Source organism: Gordonia sp. NPDC127522, assembly GCF_042672305.1.
In the GTDB taxonomy this organism is placed as follows: Bacteria; Actinomycetota; Actinomycetes; order Mycobacteriales; family Mycobacteriaceae; genus Gordonia; species Gordonia hongkongensis.
In genome coordinates this window covers 1-16624 of sequence record NZ_JBHXVK010000003.1, presented here as the reverse complement: position 1 = coordinate 16624, position 16624 = coordinate 1, and the positions used below count along the sequence as shown (strand labels likewise).

The window sequence follows — 16624 nt, the reverse complement described above, 5'->3', positions numbered from 1 at the left end:
GAAATGGATGAGCGCCGAACGCAGCGACGGCACCCGTCCCGCCGACGCGCTGATCGTCGTCGACGTGCAGAACGACTTCTGCGAGGGCGGCGCCCTCGGGGTGAACGGCGGCGCCGCGGTCGCGCGGGCGGTCACGTCGATCCTCGACGAATACCGGACCGTCGTCGCGACCCGCGACTACCACATCGACCCCGGTGCGCACTTCTCCGACGACCCCGATTACGTCGACACCTGGCCACCGCACTGCCGCGTCGGCACCGACGGTGTCGCGTTCCACCGCGAATTCGACGCCGCGGCGGCGCACGAGGTCTTCTCGAAGGGCGAGTACAGCGCCGCGTACTCCGGCTTCGAGGGCGCGGCCGCCGACGGCTCCACCCTCGCCGTGTGGTTGCGGGAGCGGAAAGTGAAGTCGGTCGACATCGTCGGCATCGCCACCGACCACTGCGTGCGGGCGACCGCGCTCGACGCGGTGGAGGCCGGCTTCACCACCCGGGTCCTCCTCAACTTCACCGCCGGTGTCGCGCCCGAGACGACGTCGAAGGCTCTCTCGGCGCTGCGGCAGGCGGGTGTCGAACTCGTGGGCGACCTGCTCTACGACGGGTCGAGTCGGACCGGGTAGCAGCGCCGCGGTCCCGACCACGATCCCGATCTCGACAGCGGGAACCGACCGGGCCCGCGATACGTCTGAAAGAACACCGTTCCCGCGCACGGCGAACCCAGCAAGGACAACCGGAACACACCTCATGCCCAACACACCCCCGGTGACCGACCTTCTCGACGCGGCGGTCACCGCACTCGGCGGTCGCCGCCGCGACGGTCAGGTCGCGATGGCCTCCGCGGTGGCGCATGCCATCGACACCGGCGAGCATCTCGCGGTCCAGGCCGGCACCGGCACCGGCAAGTCGCTGGCCTACCTCGTGCCGGCCATCCGGCACGCCGTCGAGAGCGGCCGCACCGTCGTGGTGTCCACCGCGACGATCGCGTTGCAGCGCCAGCTCATCGAGCGCGATCTCCCCCGCCTGGCCAAGGCGCTGAAGAAGCCGATCGGCCGCGAGCCCACCTTCGCGATTCTCAAAGGGCGCGGAAACTATCTGTGCCTGAACAAGATCCACTCCGGTACCGCCGACGAGCCGGACACCGAGCTGTTCGACCCGTTCGAGCTGTCGCGCACCGGCCGGGAGGTCACGCGCCTGCGGGAGTGGAGCAGCGAGACCGAGACCGGCGACCGGGACGACCTCGTCCCCGGCGTCTCCGACCGGTCGTGGCGACAGGTCAGCGTCACCGCCCGCGAGTGCCTGGGCGCGGCCAACTGCTCCTACGGCGAGGACTGCTTCGCCGAGCAGTCCCGCCGCCGATCCGGGAAGGTCGACGTGGTGGTGACCAACCACGCGCTGCTGGCCATCAACGCCACGAGCCCGGCCAACGTCTTGCCCGAGCACGACGTCGTCGTCATCGACGAGGCCCACGAGCTCGTCGACCGGATGACGTCGGTGGCCACCGACGAACTGTCGGCGGCCTCGGTGGCGCTCGTCGCACGCCGGTGCGGGAAGCTCGTCGACGAGGAGACCGCCGACGCCCTCCTGGGGGCCGGTGAACAGCTGGGCGAATTGCTCGACAACGCGCCGATGCGCCAGTGGACCGGCCTGCCGTCCGACGCCACCGCTGTCCTCGTGATGCTGCGGGACCGGCTGTGGCAGGCGCGCACCGCGATCGGACCGGTACGGATGGCCGGCGCCGACGACGGCGCGGCGGCCGCCCGCTCGGCGGCCCTGACCTCGCTCGAGGACATGCACGACACCGTCGTCCGCGTACTCGGTGCGTTCGACGAACCCGACGAGGCGAAGCGGCGCGACGTCGTGTGGGCGTCACTGGACACCTCACGCCGCGGGGCCGAGCCCCGGCCCATCCTGCACATCGCACCCCTGTCGGTCGGCGGCCTGCTGCGGGCCTCCCTGTTCGCCGACGCCACGGTCATCCTGACCTCGGCGACCCTCACGATCGGCGGCTCCTTCGACGCCCTCGCCGCGACCTGGGGACTCCCGGCGTCGGGGCGCGGGACCGACCGTCCGGTGACGGACGAGACGAGCCCAGCAGAGGGGTCGAGCACCGCCGACGTCACCGCCAGCGGGAAGGCGGTCCCGTCCGATTCGGGTTCGGCCCGCTGGACCGGCCTCGATGCCGGCTCGCCCTTCGACTACCCGCGGTCGGCGATCCTCTACGTCGCACGTCACCTCCCCCGACCCGACCGCTCGGGCATCTCGTCGCGGACGATGGACGAGATCGCCGAGCTCGTGAACTCCGCCGGCGGACGCACGCTCGGTCTGTTCTCCTCGATGCGCGCGGCGCGCGAAGCCGCCGACGCGATCCGCGACCGCACCGACCACCCGGTGCTGTGTCAGGGCGACGACACGACGTCCACCCTGGTCCGGCGGTTCGCCGACGACCCGGCGACCTGTCTGTTCGGCACCTTGTCCCTGTGGCAGGGGGTCGACGTGCCCGGCCCGTCGTTGAGCCTCGTGCTCATCGACCGCATCCCCTTCCCTCGTCCCGACGATCCGCTGCTGACCGCCCGGCAGCGTGCGGTCGATGCGCGCGGCGGCAACGGATTCCTGTCGGTGGCGGCCAACCACGCCGCGCTGCTGCTCGCCCAGGGCGCCGGCCGCCTGCTGCGTTCGGTCGACGACCGCGGGGTCGTCGCGGTCCTCGACTCCCGACTGGCCACGGCGGGGTACGGCGGCTATCTGCTCGCGTCGCTGCCCCCGATGTGGCGTACCACCGACCCCGCGGTCGTCCGTTCGGCACTGACGCGATTGACCGATCCCGCCCGTTCGGTGGGCTGACCTCGACCGACCCCGCCGCGCCCGGCCCGCCCGACACGGCGGGCGATCCATGACAAGACAATCCCGTCCGCGGGGCACTAGGTTGGGTACCGGTGATACCAACGAAGGCGAGACCGACAGCGCACCCCGGCTACTCACGGGAGCTGACGACAGGAGGCTCCACGTGATCGGGCGCATGGGTATCGACGACATCGCACCCCTTGTGTCAGCGGGCCAGCAACCTGCCAAAGCCGTTGTGGGAGAATACTTCCCGGTCAGTACCACGGCCTGGCGCGAAGGACACGACGCGCTCGGCGTCACACTGCACGTCGAGGCTCCGCGACGCGGGCCGTTCGACGTCCGGATGGTTCCCGCGCCGGAACCGGACACCTTCAACGCAGCCTTCGTCCCCGACGCCGTCGGATTCTGGTCGTACCGGATCGAGGCATGGAGCGACCCCTACGCCACGTGGCGTTCGGCCGTTCTGAAGAAGCTCGACGCCGGGCAGGGCGCCGCCGACCTCGCCAACGACATCGAGACCGGCGCGCGGGTACTGGACACCGCAGCCGACCTGGTCGCCGGTGACGACCGAGAACTCCTGCTCGACGCCGCGCGCCAGCTCCGCGCACGTCGTCGCCGTGTCGAGAACCGGGTGGGTCTCGCGATCTCCGACGAGGTCGTCGAACTGCTGACCGCCCATCCCGTCCGGGAGCTCGTCACCAAGAGTCGTACCTACCGGGTGTGGGTCGATCGCAAGCGCGCACTGTTCGGCTCGTGGTACGAACTGTTCCCGCGCTCGACCGGCGGCTGGGACGGTGAGGGCAATCCCGTCCACGGCACGTTCCTCACCGCCGCCCAGGATCTGCCGCGCGTCGCGGACATGGGCTTCGACGTCGTCTACCTGCCGCCGATCCACCCGATCGGCGAGATCAACCGCAAGGGCCCCAACAACACCCTCGTCGCGGGACCCGAGGATGTCGGTTCGCCGTGGGCCATCGGATCATCCGACGGCGGGCACGACGCCATCCATCCCCTCCTCGGCACCGAGGAGGACTTCGAGTACTTCGTCGGCCGGGCTCGCGAACTCGGCCTCGAGGTCGCGCTCGATCTGGCCTTGCAGTGCGCACCGGATCATCCGTGGGCGCTCGAGCATCCGGAGTGGTTCACCACCCAGCCCGACGGCACCATCGCCTTCGCGGAGAACCCGCCGAAGAAGTACCAGGACATCTACCCGCTGAACTTCGACAACGACCGCAACGGCATCTACCGTGCGGTCCTCAAGGTCGTCCTGCACTGGGTCGGGCTCGGAGTCGACATCTTCCGCGTCGACAATCCGCACACCAAGCCGCCGAATTTCTGGGAGTGGCTGATCAGTGAGGTGAAGAAGCGGCACCCCGACGTGCTCTTCCTCTCCGAGTCCTTCACCCGGCCGGCGCGGCTCTACGGCCTCGCCCGGCTCGGCTTCAGCCAGAGCTACACCTACTTCACCTGGAAGACGCTGAAGTGGGAACTCGAGCAGTTCGGCCGGGAGATCGCCGACCACGCCGACGAGGCCCGCCCCAACCTCTTCGTCAACACCCCCGACATCCTGCACGAGAGTCTTCAACACGGCGGTCCGGGCATGTTCGCACTGCGCGCCGCGCTCGCCGCGACCCTGGCCCCGACATGGGGTGTCTACAGCGGGTACGAGCTGTACGAGCACGTCGCCGTGACCGAGGGCAGCGAGGAGTACCTCAACTCGGAGAAGTACGAGCTGCGGCCCCGTGACTACAAGGCGGCGGCGAGCCGCGGCGAGTCGCTCGAGCCGTGGATCACCTCGCTGAACGAGATCCGGCGCCGGCACCCCGCACTGCAGCAGCTGCGCAACATCCATTTCCACCATGTCGACAACCCATCGCTGATCGCCTACTCGAAGATCGACCCGGTGTCGGGTGACCGCGTCATCGTGGTGATCAACCTGAACCCGTTCGGCGCCGAGGACTCCACGGTCTGGCTCGACCTGCCGAAGCTCGGCTTCGAGTGGTACGACCGCTTCCCCGTCCGCGACGAGGTCTCCGGCGAGGAGTACTGGTGGGGCCAGGACAACTACGTCCGGCTCGAGCCATGGCGGGCGGTGGCGCACATCCTCGCCTTGCCGCCCCTCGAACCTGTTGCCGCACAACAGCTCGCCTATCGGATCCAGTGAGGTATCAGTGACCGATCGCACCGATCCGCCAGACCTGCCCGACCCCTACGCGACCGACCACGACCTGCGTCGGCTCGCGGCGCAGACCCATCCCGATCCACACGCCTTCCTCGGCGCCCACGACGCGCCCGGCGGCGCGACGATCCTGCGCACCCTGCGCCCGAACGCGATCTCGGTGTCGGCGGTCATCGGCGGAGTCGATCATCCGATGACCCGCCAGACCGACGACCTGTGGGTGGTCACCGTGCCGATGGCCGACCTGATGGACTACCGGTACCGCGTCGTCTACCCCGATTCCACCGGCGGCACGTCGGAATTCGTCGTGGCCGACGGTTACCGGTTCCTGCCGAGCCTCGGCGACGTCGACATCCATCTGTTCAGCGAGGGCCGCCACGAGGAACTGTGGAACGCCCTCGGTGCGCGGGTGACGTCGTACACGACCACCGATGGCGACGTGTACGGCACCGCCTTCTCCGTGTGGGCGCCGAATGCCCACGGTGTCACCGTGATCGGCGACTTCGACGACTGGACCGGGCGCGTTGCGCCGATGCGCAAGGTCGGGGTCAGCGGCGTATGGGAGGTCTTCATCCCCGACGTCGGCGACGGGACCCACTACAAGTTCCGCGTCCATGGCGCCGACGGCATCATCCGCGACAAGGCCGACCCCATGGCCTTCCGCACCAGCACGCCCCCGGCAACCGCGTCCCGGGTCACCGTGTCCGAACACGTCTGGACCGACGACGCGTGGATCGCGCGCCGGGAACGGTCCGCGCCCGAACGTGAGCCGATGAGCGTCTACGAGGTCCACCTCGCCTCCTGGCGTCAAGGCCTCGGCTACCGCGAACTCGCGCACGAGCTGGCCGATTACGCCGTCGAGAAGGGCTTCACCCACGTAGAGTTCCTGCCCGTCGCCGAGCACCCGTTCGGCGGCTCCTGGGGTTACCAGGTCACGTCGTACTACGCGCCGACGGCACGCTTCGGAACGCCCGACGACTTCCGCTACCTCGTCGACCACCTCCACTCCCGGGACATCGCCGTGATCGTCGACTGGGTGCCGGCCCACTTCCCCAAGGACGACTGGGCGCTGGCCCGATTCGACGGCACCCCGCTGTACGAGCACGCCGATCCGATGCGCGGCGAGCAACTCGACTGGGGCACCTACGTCTTCGACTTCGGCCGGCACGAGGTCCGCAACTTCCTCGTCGCGAACGCCCTGTTCTGGTTCAGTGAGTTCCACATCGACGGTCTCCGCGTCGACGCGGTGGCCTCGATGCTCTACCTGGACTACTCACGACCGGCCGGGCAATGGCGCCCCAATGTGCACGGCGGGCGCGAGAACCTGGAGGCGGTCCAGTTCCTCCAGGAGACCAATGCCACTGTGCACAAACATTTTCCGGGTGTGATCACGGTCGCCGAGGAGTCGACCGCGTGGCCGGGCGTGACCCGCATGACCGATCTCGGCGGGCTGGGGTTCAGCTTCAAGTGGAACATGGGCTGGATGCACGACACCCTCGACTATCTGTCGCGCGATCAGATCCACCGCAGCTTCCACCACCACGAGATCACCTTCTCGCTGGTGTACGCGTGGAGCGAGAACTTCGTGCTGCCGCTCTCCCACGACGAGGTCGTGCACGGCAAGGGCACCCTGTGGACGCGGATGCCGGGCGATTCGTTCGCCAAGGCCGCTGGAGTACGCGTCTACCTCGCCTACATGTGGTCCCACCCCGGCAAGCAGCTGCTGTTCATGGGACAGGAGTTCGGGCAGACCGGCGAATGGGCCGACAACCGGAGCCTGGACTGGCATCAGCTGGAGGGCTGGGAGGGCGAACTGCACTCCGGCATCTCGGCGCTCGTCACGGACCTGAACCGGATCTATCGGTCCCGACCGGCGCTGTACACCCAGGACATCGATCCACTGGGTTACGAGTGGATCGACGCCAACGACACCGCCAACAACGTGATCAGTTTCCTCCGGTACGGCACCGACGGATCGGTCGTCGCGTGCCTGTTCAACCTGAGCGGCTCCGACCGCGCCGACTATCAGGTCGGGTTGCCCTCGGCCGGTGTCTGGGACGAGATCCTCAACACCGATGCCGACGCCTACAGCGGTGCCGGGCGGGGCAACATGGGGTCGGTCTCGGCGGACGGGCCGTCGTACCACGGACGTCCTGTCTCCGCGCGCGTGATGCTGCCCGCCAACTCGGCGATCTGGCTGGTGCCGCGGGACACCACTCAGACTCCCGCGGCAGTGGCCTCCGCCCGTCAGTAGAGGGCGCTGGCGAGCTTGCGCCGGGCGCTCACGACGAACTGCTCGGCCGGATCGAAGAGTTCGAACAGCTCGAGCAACCGGGTGCGCGCCCGGGTGCGCTCCTCCCCCGCGGTCACGCGCACGACGTCGATGATGCGGTCGAACGCGGCTTCGGGCTGCTGGTTGAGCAGCAGGACGTCCGCGGCCGCGAGCTGCGCGTCGACGTCACGGGGGGACGCCGTCTCCACGATGGCGGGATCGTGCGCCTGCGCCCGCAGGATGAACTCGAGGTTCCGCGCGGCGGACACCGCTTCGAGGTTCTCGGGCTCGGCCTCGGCGATCGCCCGGTAGTCGGCGAGTGCACCGTCGAAGTCGCCGTCGTTCAGCTTCGTCTCGGCGGCGACCAGCCTCGGGTCCTCGGGCTCCGGCTCGGGTGCGGGCCCGTCGGGAACGCCCGGGAGGATGTCGCCGATCTGGGCGAAGATGTCGTCGATCCACTGGGTGATCTCGGCTTCGGAGCGCACCCCGTTGAAGGCGGTCACCGGCTGTCCCTGCACGATCGCGACGACCATGGGGATCGACTGCACCCGGAACGCCTGTGCGATACGGGGATTGGCGTCGACGTCGACCTTCGCCAGCACCCAGCGCCCGCCCGACTGCGCGGCGAGGCGTTCGAGGACCGGCGACAACTGCTTACACGGCCCGCACCATTCCGCCCACAGGTCGATGACCACGAGTTGCTGCATCGACCGGTTGAGCACCTCGGCCTCGAACGTCTCCTCGGTGACGTCGAGGACCGCGGCCGCCGCGGTTCCCGCACCGGCGGCCGGCGACTGCCCGCCCTGGGCGGGCGGCTCACCGGGCGCGGCAGGTCGTGCTGCGGCCTGCGACTGGGCCCGTTGCGCTTGTGCGCGTTCGGCTTCGGCCCGCTCCTTGAGTCCGCCGAGATCCACCGCGCCGGACATGGCCATGGCTGCTGCCGCCTGCTGTCGGGCCGCGGCGGCGGCCTGCTGACGATTGGTTGGTCGCGTCACCCCTCCAGTGTGTCACGACCGCCCACGCGGAATCAGATGACGTCGGGCGAACGCGTTCCGTCCGGTGCGGCGGTGCGCGTGCGGTCCGGGCGAACGACCGGCGCGAGCACGACGGCGAGGACGAGTGCCGCCACGGCCGCGAGCAACCCGGTGTTCAGCGAGGTCCGGCTGCTGATGAAGCCGACGACCGCGGGACCGGCGAGCATGCCGAGATAGCCGCATCCGACGACGGCGGAGATCGTCCGGCCGCTCGACTCCCCCGACAGATTGCCCGCCGCGGTGAAGATCTGCGGGATCAGCCCCGCCAGACCCAGTCCGAACACGCCCCATCCCACGATGGCGAGCGCGGGTACGGGCGAGAGCACCGCGATCAGGATTCCGGCGGTGCCGAGCAGGCCGCCGTAGCGGACTACCGCCACCGGCCCCACCGACCCGACGACCGGATCGATGACGAATCGCGCGACGGTCATCGTCGCGCTGAATGCGCCGAACGCGATGGCGCCGACGGCTTCGGCGGAACCGAAGGTCTCGACCACATGCAGTGCACTCCAGTCGTAGGCGGTGCCCTCGGCGAGCATGAGTGCGAACGCGACCACCGCCAGCAGCACCAGGCGGCGCCGGTCCACGGTGTGCCACCACTTCCCGGACGCGGGGCCGTCGGCGTCTGCACCGCGTGCACTCGCATCGTCGGCCCCCACCTCGCGACCGGCCAGACCGCGCGCGTTCCACGCCACGACGCCGATGCCGGCCACCGCGGCGCAGGCCACGGTGAGGACGACACCGACGTCGGCCCACAGGGTTGCCGCGACCACTCCCGAACCCACGAGACTGCCCGCCGAGAAGAACCCGTGGAACGACGACATGATCGGTCGGCCGTAGGCCCGTTCGACCACGACCGCCTGCGCGTTCATCGACACATCCAGGCAACCGTTGGCGAATCCGAAGGCGACGAGCGCGGCGGCGAGCGTCAGGGCGTCGGCGGCGAGCACCGGGGCGACGATGACCGCCGACAGCAGCAGCGCGGCACCGATCGTCACCGGGCGGGACCCCCGACGGTCGATCAGACGGCCGCAGACCTGCATTCCGACGAACGCCGACGCGCCGAGCAACAGCAACAGTCCGCCGAGTTGGTCGTGATCGACTCCGGTGTGGGCACTGATGACCGGGATGTGGGCCACCCACATCGCGGCGAGAAACCCGTTGAGCGCGAAGATCGCCCCGACGCTGCGGCGGGAGCGCCGGAGCGTCGGGGCGATCGAAGGCGGGATCGGGGCGGTCAGGCCGTGGCCTGCCTGGGCGCGCGGTCGGTGGACAGTTCGGCGAGATGGCCGTTACGGCGCGCCCACCACTCGAACACGATCGTGCCGAACGGCGGGAGGCTCGAGACCAGCGCCAGCAGGGTGACGATCGGGATTCCGATCCGCCGCGAACCCACCGGCAGCTCCCACTTCACCGCGTTCCACTTGAGCTGGATCGCCGTGATCAGGGCGACGACCACGAAGATCACGAAGACGATCCCGTGGATCATGCCCGGCTTGGCGATGGCCTCGTCGTCGTCGTTGACCCGCTTGACGACCATGGCGACCAGCAGGACCGCCCAGGTGATCGCCTCGGCGACGGCGACGAACCGGAAGCGCTTGGCGGGAGTGGTCAGGTCGAAGAATGACAGCATGGCCCTCATTGTGCCGAATCGGACAGCAAACTACTACAAGATGTCGTAGACATCTCGTTCGTTCAGGACTTCGGAACCCGGATGATCAGCGCGTCACCCTGGCCGCCGGCTCCACAGAGCGCGGCTGCACCGACGCCACCGCCCCGTCGCTTCAGCTCGAGCGCGACATGCAGCGCGACGCGCGCCCCGGAGGTCCCGATCGGATGTCCGACGGCGATCGCACCACCATTGACATTGACGATCTCGGGATCGACGCCGAGCTGCTTGGTCGAGGACAGCCCGACCGCCGCGAAGGCCTCGTTGATCTCGATGAGGTCCAGGTCCGCGGGTGCGATGCCCTCGCGGTCACAGGCCTTGACGATCGCCTTGGCCGGCTGCGCCTGCAGGCTGGAGTCCGGGCCGGCGACGACGCCGTGGGCGCCGATCTCGGCCAGCCACGTGACGCCCAGTTCCTCGGCCTTGGCCTTGCTCATCACCACGACGGCTGCCGCGCCGTCGGAGATCTGCGACGAGTTGCCCGCGGTGATCGTGCCGTCCTTGCGGAAGGCCGGCCGCAGCCCGGACAGGGACTCCACGGTGGTGTTGGCGCGGATCCCCTCGTCCTCGGCGAATTCGATCGGGTCACCCTTGCGCTGCGGGATGGACACCGGCACGACCTCGTCGTCGAAGACGCCGTTCTTCCACGCGGCTGCGGCGAGCCGGTGGCTGCGTGCCGCGAACTCGTCCTGCTGCTCACGGGTGAACCCGTCGGCGTCGTTGCCCTGCTCGGTCAGCGCCCCCATCGGCTGATCGGTGAAGGCGTCGAAGAGCCCGTCGAACGCCATGTGGTCGACGAGTTCGGTGTTGCCGTACTTGAAGCCGCCGCGGCTGTTGGGCAGGAGATGCGGCGCCTGGGTCATCGACTCCTGGCCGCCGGCGACGACGACGTCGAACTCGCCGGCCCGGATGAGCTGATCGGCCAGCGCGATCGCGTCGATGCCCGACAGGCACATCTTGTTGATGGTCAGGGTCGGGACGTCCCAGCCGATACCGGCCTTGATCGCGGCCTGGCGGGCGGGCATCTGACCGGCCCCCGCGGTGAGCACCTGGCCCATGATCACGTACTCGACCTCGGATGCCGGAACGCCGGCCCGCTCGAGTGCGCCCTTGATGGCGACCGCGCCGAGATCGACCCCGCTGAAGTCCTTCAGCGAGCCCAGCAGGCGGCCGAAGGGGGTGCGTGCGCCGGCGACGATGACCGTGGTCGTGTCGGCAGTCGAAGTCATGGGGGAACCTCCGGGAAGTGTCTGGATGGGGGCCAACCGAGCGCCCGCTCTGTGCGCTCAACACCTCAACGCTACCGTTGTCTCATGTCTTCCTCAGCAACGGACCCCAGCGCCACCGCACTCATCTCCGACCTGATCGTCGCCATCGATCACGTCGGCATCGCCGTCCCCGATCTCGACGCCGCCAAGGAGTGGTACGCCGCCCACCTCGGGTTCGAGACGCTGCATCAGGAGACGAACTCCGAGCAGGGCGTCGAGGAGGCCATGGTCGGCCCGGCCGGCGGCACCGGTGCGGTCATCCAGTTGCTCGCCCCGCTCGACGAGTCGTCGACGATCGCCAAGTTCATCGACCGCAGCGGTCCTGGGCTCCAGCAGCTCGCCGTGCGGGTGACCGACGTCGACGCGGTCACGGCACGACTCACCGAAGCGGGCGTCCGGGTCCTCTACCCCGCCGCGAAGCGGGGCACCGCGGACTCCCGCATCAACTTCGTCCACCCCAAGGACGCGGGCGGCGTGCTGCTCGAACTCGTGGAACCCGCCGCCACCGCACACTGATCCGCCGCAACGGCCGAAAACCGTTGCGCCGCAAGCTGACTCGACATGCCGAGCCGGCCGCTCCCATCCGTGGACCGGCCGACTCGGCACCTCCACGCACGGCGTCGCCGACGTCGAGGAGATCCCGCACTCTCTCCGATACACTGGCCGCCATGCCAGGTCCCGCACGGCAATTGCCCTTCGCGATCGTGATGCGCGGTTATGACCGTGAGCAGGTCGCCGATCACCTCCAGCGCCTCGACGCCGACCTGCGCGTCCTCGCCGCCGATCGTGACGCCGCCACCGCCAACGCACACGAACTCGCCGCGCATCTCGAGGACGCGCGCGACGAGATAGCCGAACTGCGCCGGGAGGTCGACAAGCTCTCGGTCCCGCCGACCACCGCGCAAGGGATGAGCGAGCGACTGTCGCGGATGTTGCAGCTGGCGTCCGACGAAGCGTCGGAGATGCGCGCCGAAGCGGCCGCCGAAGCCGCCGAGACGCTGTCCATCGCGCGCCAGGAGGCCGCCGACATGCGGTCGTCGGCCGCGACCGACGCCGAGCGCGTCCGGGGCGAGGCACGCACGGCCGCGAAGAAGCTGGTCGACGAGGCCGCCGCCCGGGCACGGCAGGTCAAGGAGACCGCGGCCGCCAACGAGTCGGAGTCCGCCCGCCTCATCGCCGAGCGCACCGCCGCGATGGAGGCCGAACACACCAAGACCATGCAAGCCGCCAAGGACGAGGCCCGCCGAGTGGTGGAGAAGGCGAAAGCCGAGGTCGCCGAACTCGAGGCGGTCAGCGCCGCCGAACGCCGGGCCGAGCGGGAACGCCATGATGCCGAACTCGCCGATCAGCGCGAACGCGCACTCGACGAGGCGGCACACATCCGTCAGACCGCGCTCGACATCGCGACCGAACGACTCGATCGATCACGCGAACTCGCGCAGGCGGCTGATCGCACGCGTCAGGACATCGCCGCCAACCTCGGGCGGCTACGCGAGGAGCTGGCCGAGTTGCCGGAACTGCTCGCCCAGCCCGACGACTCCGAGTACTCCGTGCTGTCCGACGCCGACGATCTCGACCTCCTCAACCGCAAGCTCTCGCCCGAGGCGCGGTCGCCGGAGATCCGCTCCAACGCCTGATCCGAAAGAACCACACAACCGCAGGTCCCAGCCCCTGCTCCCTGAGGTGCGAGGAGCGCAAGCGACGAGCCACGAAGGGCCTGGCAAGACGAGGCGGGTTCCAGCGATCCCCGCAACACCCTGGCTTTCAGGGAGTTGCGAGGGCCTTTCGTGGCTCGCTGCGCTCGCACCTCAGGGAGCAGGGGTGGGCCACGCCGCTTGCTCCGCAGGGTGGGCCTAGAAGAGCCGGAACTCCGTGCTCTCCGCGCCGCGAAGCTCGTCGTAATCGAGGACCACGCAACGGATTCCGCGGTTCTCGGCCAGGGTGCGGGCCTGCGGCTTGATCTGCTGGGCGGCGAAGACGCCCGCCACCGGGGCGAGTGTGGTGTCGCGGTTGAGCAGCTCGAGGTACCGGGTGAGCTGCTCGACGCCGTCGATCTCCCCGCGCCGTTTGATCTCGACCGCCACCGTGGCACCCGATGCGTCCCGGCACAGCAGGTCCACCGGCCCGATCGCGGTCATGTACTCGCGGCGGATGAGCGTGTGACCCGGACCCAACGTCTCGACATGCTCGGCGAGCAGCTCCTGCAGGTGCGCCTCGACGCCGTCCTTGACGAGGCCGGGGTCGATGCCGAGGTCGTGCTGGGAGTCGTGCTCGATCGACGCGATGGTGATCCGGAGTTCCTCGCCCGCCTTGTTGGTGACGACCCAGTACGCCTCCGCCTGCGTACCGTCGGGAACCTGCGCCTCGGTGAGCCAGCACGGCGGACTCATCCAGTTCAACGGCTTGTAGGCCCGGTCGTCGGCGTGCACGCTCACCGATCCGTCCGATTTGATCAGCAGCAACCGCCGGGCCATGGGCAGATGGGCGGTCAGCCGCCCGACGTAGTCGACCTGACACTCCGCGATGACGAGACGCACGTGCCCACCCTAGTGGTGTGTCCCGGGACCAGGCGGCGCGGCCCGCTCACTCGTCGTAGTAGTGCTTCAGCAGAAACGTCTCGGCGTCGACGACCGCGTCGTCCATCGTCGAGTGCACGTGGGGAAGCGCCGGGTCGAATCCCCGGAGTTCCGGCGGCGCATCGAGATCGGGCACCGCCGCGTCGTCACGGTGCCGATCGACGCTGGCGCGGACGACCCCGTCCGGGTCGACGAGCGCGGCCCGCCGGCCGCTGTCGTCCAGCAGCCGTTTGATGCTCAGCACCATCGTGCGTGCGACGGCGTCGATCACCCCGATGCGGGAGATCTCGACGATGACGACGGAGTACGCGTCGATGTCGGCCTCCAGTCGCCGCTGAACGCTCTCGGCGCCGGCGAAGGTCAGATCTCCCTGGAGTTCGTACACGCGGATCCGGTCGCGACAGGTCCGCAGATAGCTGCGCTCCTGCTCGCCCCATTCCGCGCTGACGGGGGTGTCGGCGAGGTCGTAGACCGACCGGATCGTCACCCGACTCTCCCGTGTCACGTTGAACATGTGCAGACCCAGGTCGGTGGACAGATGCCGACACACGTCGACGCCGCGGACGCTGTTGCCGTGACCGTCGAGCCGTGGCGAGTACACGCCGATGCCGAGTTGCCCCGGCAGCACCGCGAGGATCCCGCCACCGACGCCGCTCTTGGCCGGCAGGCCGACGGAGGTGACCCAGTCCCCCGCGCCGTCGTACATCCCGCACGTCGTCATGACACTCAGCAATCGCTGCGCGGTCTCGTTGGAGAAGACCGTCCGACCCGTGCGGGGATTCATCCCGCCGTTCGCGATCGTCGCGCCGATCCCGGCCAGGTCGTCGGTTGTCACCCGAATCGAGCACTGTCGGTAGTAGAGGTCGAGAGCGGCGTCCGGGCTGGTCTCGAGAGCCCCGAAGCTGTCGAGCATGTAGGCGATCGCGCGGTTGCGCGAACCCGTCGCGGCCTCGGAGGCATAGACCTCCTCGTCCATCGTGAGTCGCCGTCCGGCACATCCGGAGTAGAACTCGAGCACCTCCCGGAAAGCGGCGTCGACCACCGCCTCGTCCACGTCCCGGGTCGGCGGCAACAGCATGGATGCGGCGAAGATGGCCCCCGCATTGATCATCGGATTCTTCGGGCGCCGGCGCTCGTCCACGCTGATCTCGTTGAATGCCTCTCCGGACGGCTCGACGCCGATCTTCGCGTCGACCGCCGCCGTGCCGTGCTTCTTCAGGACCATCGCATAGGTGAGGGGCTTGGAGACCGACTGGATGGTGAACGCCGTCGCGGAGTCACCATGTGAGTAGGTGTGGCCATCGTGCACGCACATCGACAGGCCGTAACCCTCGGGGTCGACGGCAGCCAGTTCCGGGATGTAGTCGGCGACATGACCGGATCGGTCCGAATGGCATTCGTCCATGATGTGGCTGAGGTAACCGTCGACGAGGGAGTCCATGACCCCATCTAAGCGTGTCCCCCGGCACCCCGTCGGAGATGACTAGGCTGGCGATGACCGGGGACCGAGACACCGACGCTGGGAGTACCGATGAAGCTGCTCGTCGCATACATCGCCACCTCGGGAGGCGACGACGCGGTCGCTCTCGGCGCGTGTCTCGCGCGGACCTTCGACGCCGAACTCGAGCTCTGCATCGTCATCCCACCCGAGCCGGACAGCGCCGACCCGTCCGAACAGGTCTCGGTGGAACGCCTCTCCGACGCCCTGGACAACGCGGCCCGCCGCTGGCTCGACGCCGCTGCCGCCAAACTGCCCGACGACATCGAGACCACCACGACGATCGCCGAACACGCCAACCCAGGGGAGGGCCTGATCGTGCAGGCGCGGCGGACGTCGGCGGACATGCTCGTCATCGGTGGCGCGGGCGGCGGCATTCGTGGCCGGCATACGCTCGGGACCGTCGTCAACGACATCTTGCATTCCGCACCGGTCCCCGTGGCGGTGGCGCCACCGGGGTTCGCACACCTCGGCGCCGACGAGGTGCGAGAGATCTCGGTCGCGATCGGCAGCCGGCCCGGCACCCAGCTGTTGTTCCAGACGGCGTTGCGCAGCGGTGTGCGTGCACATCGGCCCATCCGGCTGATCTCGCTGGTGGCCGTCGACGACGTCCAACCCTGGCGCACCGAGCCGGAAGAACGGGCCCTCGACCATGCTCGCGAACACGCGCGACGCAGTCTCGAGGCGGCCAGAGAACAACTGCCACCGGACTTTCCGGTCAGCTCGGCGATCGCTCAGGGGTCGACCATCGAGGAGGCAGTCGGCTCCCTGGACTGGCAGGACGGCGATGTGGTCATGGTCGGCTCCAGCCGGCTGGCGGCGCCCAACACGCTGTTCCTCGGCACAACCGCGGCGAAAATACTTCGCGCGGTGTCGGTTCCGATGATCGTTGTTCCGAAGGGCACCGACTGATCGGGTCTCAACCGGGAAAAGCATTGTGGCCCCTCGCGAATCGCGAGGGGCCACAATGGAATGTTGTGTTCGGCGGTGTCCTACTCTCCCACACTGATTAGGGTGCAGTACCATTGGCGCTGGAGGGCTTAGCTTCCGGGTTCGGAATGGGGCCGGGCGTTTCCCCTCCGCTATAGCCGCCGTAACTTTGTGAAACAACTGTCACACAACAGTGTTTATTTGTTTGTTGTGTGTTGTTTCAGAAGTACATAGTGGATGCGAACACCAACCACAACCGTGTGTGGTGATGTTGTGGGTGTTGTTGGTAAGTCCTCGGCCGATTAGTACCAGTCACCTGAACACATTGCTGTGCGTACAGTTCTGGCCTATCAACCCC

The 16624-nt window shown here is 68.8% G+C and carries 13 protein-coding genes and 1 rRNA gene; 7 read left to right on the top strand and 7 right to left on the bottom strand.

What is annotated here, in order from left to right; translation table 11 throughout:
* Nucleotides 1-7 precede the first annotated feature (7 nt).
* The 4 genes from ACFVHY_RS07625 (at nt 8) to glgB (ending at nt 7273) form a co-directional block, all read left to right on the top strand.
* Nucleotides 8-619: an isochorismatase family protein gene (locus ACFVHY_RS07625; protein ID WP_078113560.1), complete on the top strand. Its 612-nt coding sequence runs from the start codon at nt 8-10 to the stop codon at nt 617-619.
* Nucleotides 620-743: 124 nt separating this feature from the next.
* On the top strand, nt 744-2840 hold the full coding sequence (locus ACFVHY_RS07620; RefSeq protein ID WP_390270435.1) for an ATP-dependent DNA helicase: 2097 nt from the start codon (nt 744-746) through the stop codon (nt 2838-2840).
* A 163-nt stretch (nt 2841-3003) separates the two neighbouring features.
* A complete protein-coding gene (locus tag ACFVHY_RS07615) occupies nt 3004-5004 on the top strand; it encodes a maltotransferase domain-containing protein (protein WP_390270432.1) in 2001 nt (666 codons plus the stop codon).
* Nucleotides 5005-5011: 7 nt separating this feature from the next.
* Nucleotides 5012-7273, top strand: a complete 2262-nt coding sequence (glgB, locus tag ACFVHY_RS07610) for a 1,4-alpha-glucan branching protein GlgB (protein ID WP_390270429.1) — start codon at nt 5012-5014, stop codon at nt 7271-7273.
* Here the strand turns inward: glgB and ACFVHY_RS07605 are convergent.
* The 4 genes from ACFVHY_RS07605 to ACFVHY_RS07590 all read right to left on the bottom strand — a co-directional run bounded on the left by ACFVHY_RS07605 (nt 7267) and on the right by ACFVHY_RS07590 (nt 11223).
* Nucleotides 7267-8223 (bottom strand): tetratricopeptide repeat protein, encoded by a 957-nt coding sequence (locus ACFVHY_RS07605; protein WP_390271472.1) that lies wholly within the window; start codon nt 8221-8223, stop codon nt 7267-7269. The two genes, glgB and ACFVHY_RS07605, sit on opposite strands and share 7 nt — an antisense overlap.
* A 95-nt stretch (nt 8224-8318) precedes the next feature.
* Complete coding sequence (locus ACFVHY_RS07600; protein WP_390270426.1) at nt 8319-9470, bottom strand: MFS transporter; 1152 nt, start codon at nt 9468-9470, stop codon at nt 8319-8321.
* A 92-nt stretch (nt 9471-9562) separates the two neighbouring features.
* Complete coding sequence (locus ACFVHY_RS07595; protein WP_311278288.1) at nt 9563-9958, bottom strand: DUF3817 domain-containing protein; 396 nt, start codon at nt 9956-9958, stop codon at nt 9563-9565.
* 62 nt (nt 9959-10020) lie between these two features.
* Nucleotides 10021-11223, bottom strand: a complete 1203-nt coding sequence (locus ACFVHY_RS07590) for an acetyl-CoA C-acetyltransferase (protein WP_390270422.1) — start codon at nt 11221-11223, stop codon at nt 10021-10023.
* Nucleotides 11224-11307: 84 nt separating this feature from the next.
* On the opposite strand from ACFVHY_RS07590, the gene mce reads away from it, so the two are divergent.
* Together mce and ACFVHY_RS07580 are read left to right on the top strand one after the other, a co-directional pair.
* Nucleotides 11308-11778: a methylmalonyl-CoA epimerase gene (mce, locus tag ACFVHY_RS07585; protein WP_390270419.1), complete on the top strand. Its 471-nt coding sequence runs from the start codon at nt 11308-11310 to the stop codon at nt 11776-11778.
* A gap of 152 nt (nt 11779-11930) precedes the next feature.
* Nucleotides 11931-12899, top strand: a complete 969-nt coding sequence (locus ACFVHY_RS07580) for a hypothetical protein (RefSeq protein WP_390270416.1) — start codon at nt 11931-11933, stop codon at nt 12897-12899.
* Nucleotides 12900-13115: 216 nt separating this feature from the next.
* On the opposite strand, the gene nucS is transcribed toward ACFVHY_RS07580, so the two are convergent.
* Together nucS and glsA are read right to left on the bottom strand one after the other, a co-directional pair.
* Complete coding sequence (gene nucS / locus ACFVHY_RS07575; RefSeq protein ID WP_390270414.1) at nt 13116-13799, bottom strand: endonuclease NucS; 684 nt, start codon at nt 13797-13799, stop codon at nt 13116-13118.
* Nucleotides 13800-13845: 46 nt separating this feature from the next.
* A complete protein-coding gene (gene glsA, locus ACFVHY_RS07570; RefSeq protein WP_390270411.1) occupies nt 13846-15279 on the bottom strand; it encodes a glutaminase A in 1434 nt (477 codons plus the stop codon).
* A 90-nt stretch (nt 15280-15369) separates the two neighbouring features.
* Here glsA and ACFVHY_RS07565 point away from each other — a divergent pair, with 90 nt between their 5' ends.
* Nucleotides 15370-16248 (top strand): universal stress protein, encoded by an 879-nt coding sequence (locus ACFVHY_RS07565; protein ID WP_390270408.1) that lies wholly within the window; start codon nt 15370-15372, stop codon nt 16246-16248.
* A 67-nt stretch (nt 16249-16315) separates the two neighbouring features.
* Here ACFVHY_RS07565 and rrf read toward each other — a convergent pair.
* Nucleotides 16316-16432, bottom strand: a 5S ribosomal RNA gene (gene rrf / locus ACFVHY_RS07560).
* Nucleotides 16433-16624 lie beyond the last annotated feature (192 nt).

Excerpts from the sequence above, each read along its gene's own strand:
- ACFVHY_RS07625 (WP_078113560.1), top strand. The coding sequence starts at position 8 with ATGAGCGCCGAACGCAGCGACGGCACCCGTCCCGCCGACGCGCTGATC.
- ACFVHY_RS07620 (WP_390270435.1), top strand. The coding sequence starts at position 744 with ATGCCCAACACACCCCCGGTGACCGACCTTCTCGACGCGGCGGTCACC.
- ACFVHY_RS07605 (WP_390271472.1), bottom strand. The coding sequence starts at position 8,223 with ATGGCCATGTCCGGCGCGGTGGATCTCGGCGGACTCAAGGAGCGGGCC.
- ACFVHY_RS07600 (WP_390270426.1), bottom strand. The coding sequence starts at position 9,470 with ATGTGGGTGGCCCACATCCCGGTCATCAGTGCCCACACCGGAGTCGAT.
- ACFVHY_RS07595 (WP_311278288.1), bottom strand. The coding sequence starts at position 9,958 with ATGCTGTCATTCTTCGACCTGACCACTCCCGCCAAGCGCTTCCGGTTC.
- ACFVHY_RS07590 (WP_390270422.1), bottom strand. The coding sequence starts at position 11,223 with ATGACTTCGACTGCCGACACGACCACGGTCATCGTCGCCGGCGCACGC.
- mce (WP_390270419.1), top strand. The coding sequence starts at position 11,308 with ATGTCTTCCTCAGCAACGGACCCCAGCGCCACCGCACTCATCTCCGAC.
- ACFVHY_RS07580 (WP_390270416.1), top strand. The coding sequence starts at position 11,931 with ATGCCAGGTCCCGCACGGCAATTGCCCTTCGCGATCGTGATGCGCGGT.
- glsA (WP_390270411.1), bottom strand. The coding sequence starts at position 15,279 with ATGGACTCCCTCGTCGACGGTTACCTCAGCCACATCATGGACGAATGC.
- ACFVHY_RS07565 (WP_390270408.1), top strand. The coding sequence starts at position 15,370 with ATGAAGCTGCTCGTCGCATACATCGCCACCTCGGGAGGCGACGACGCG.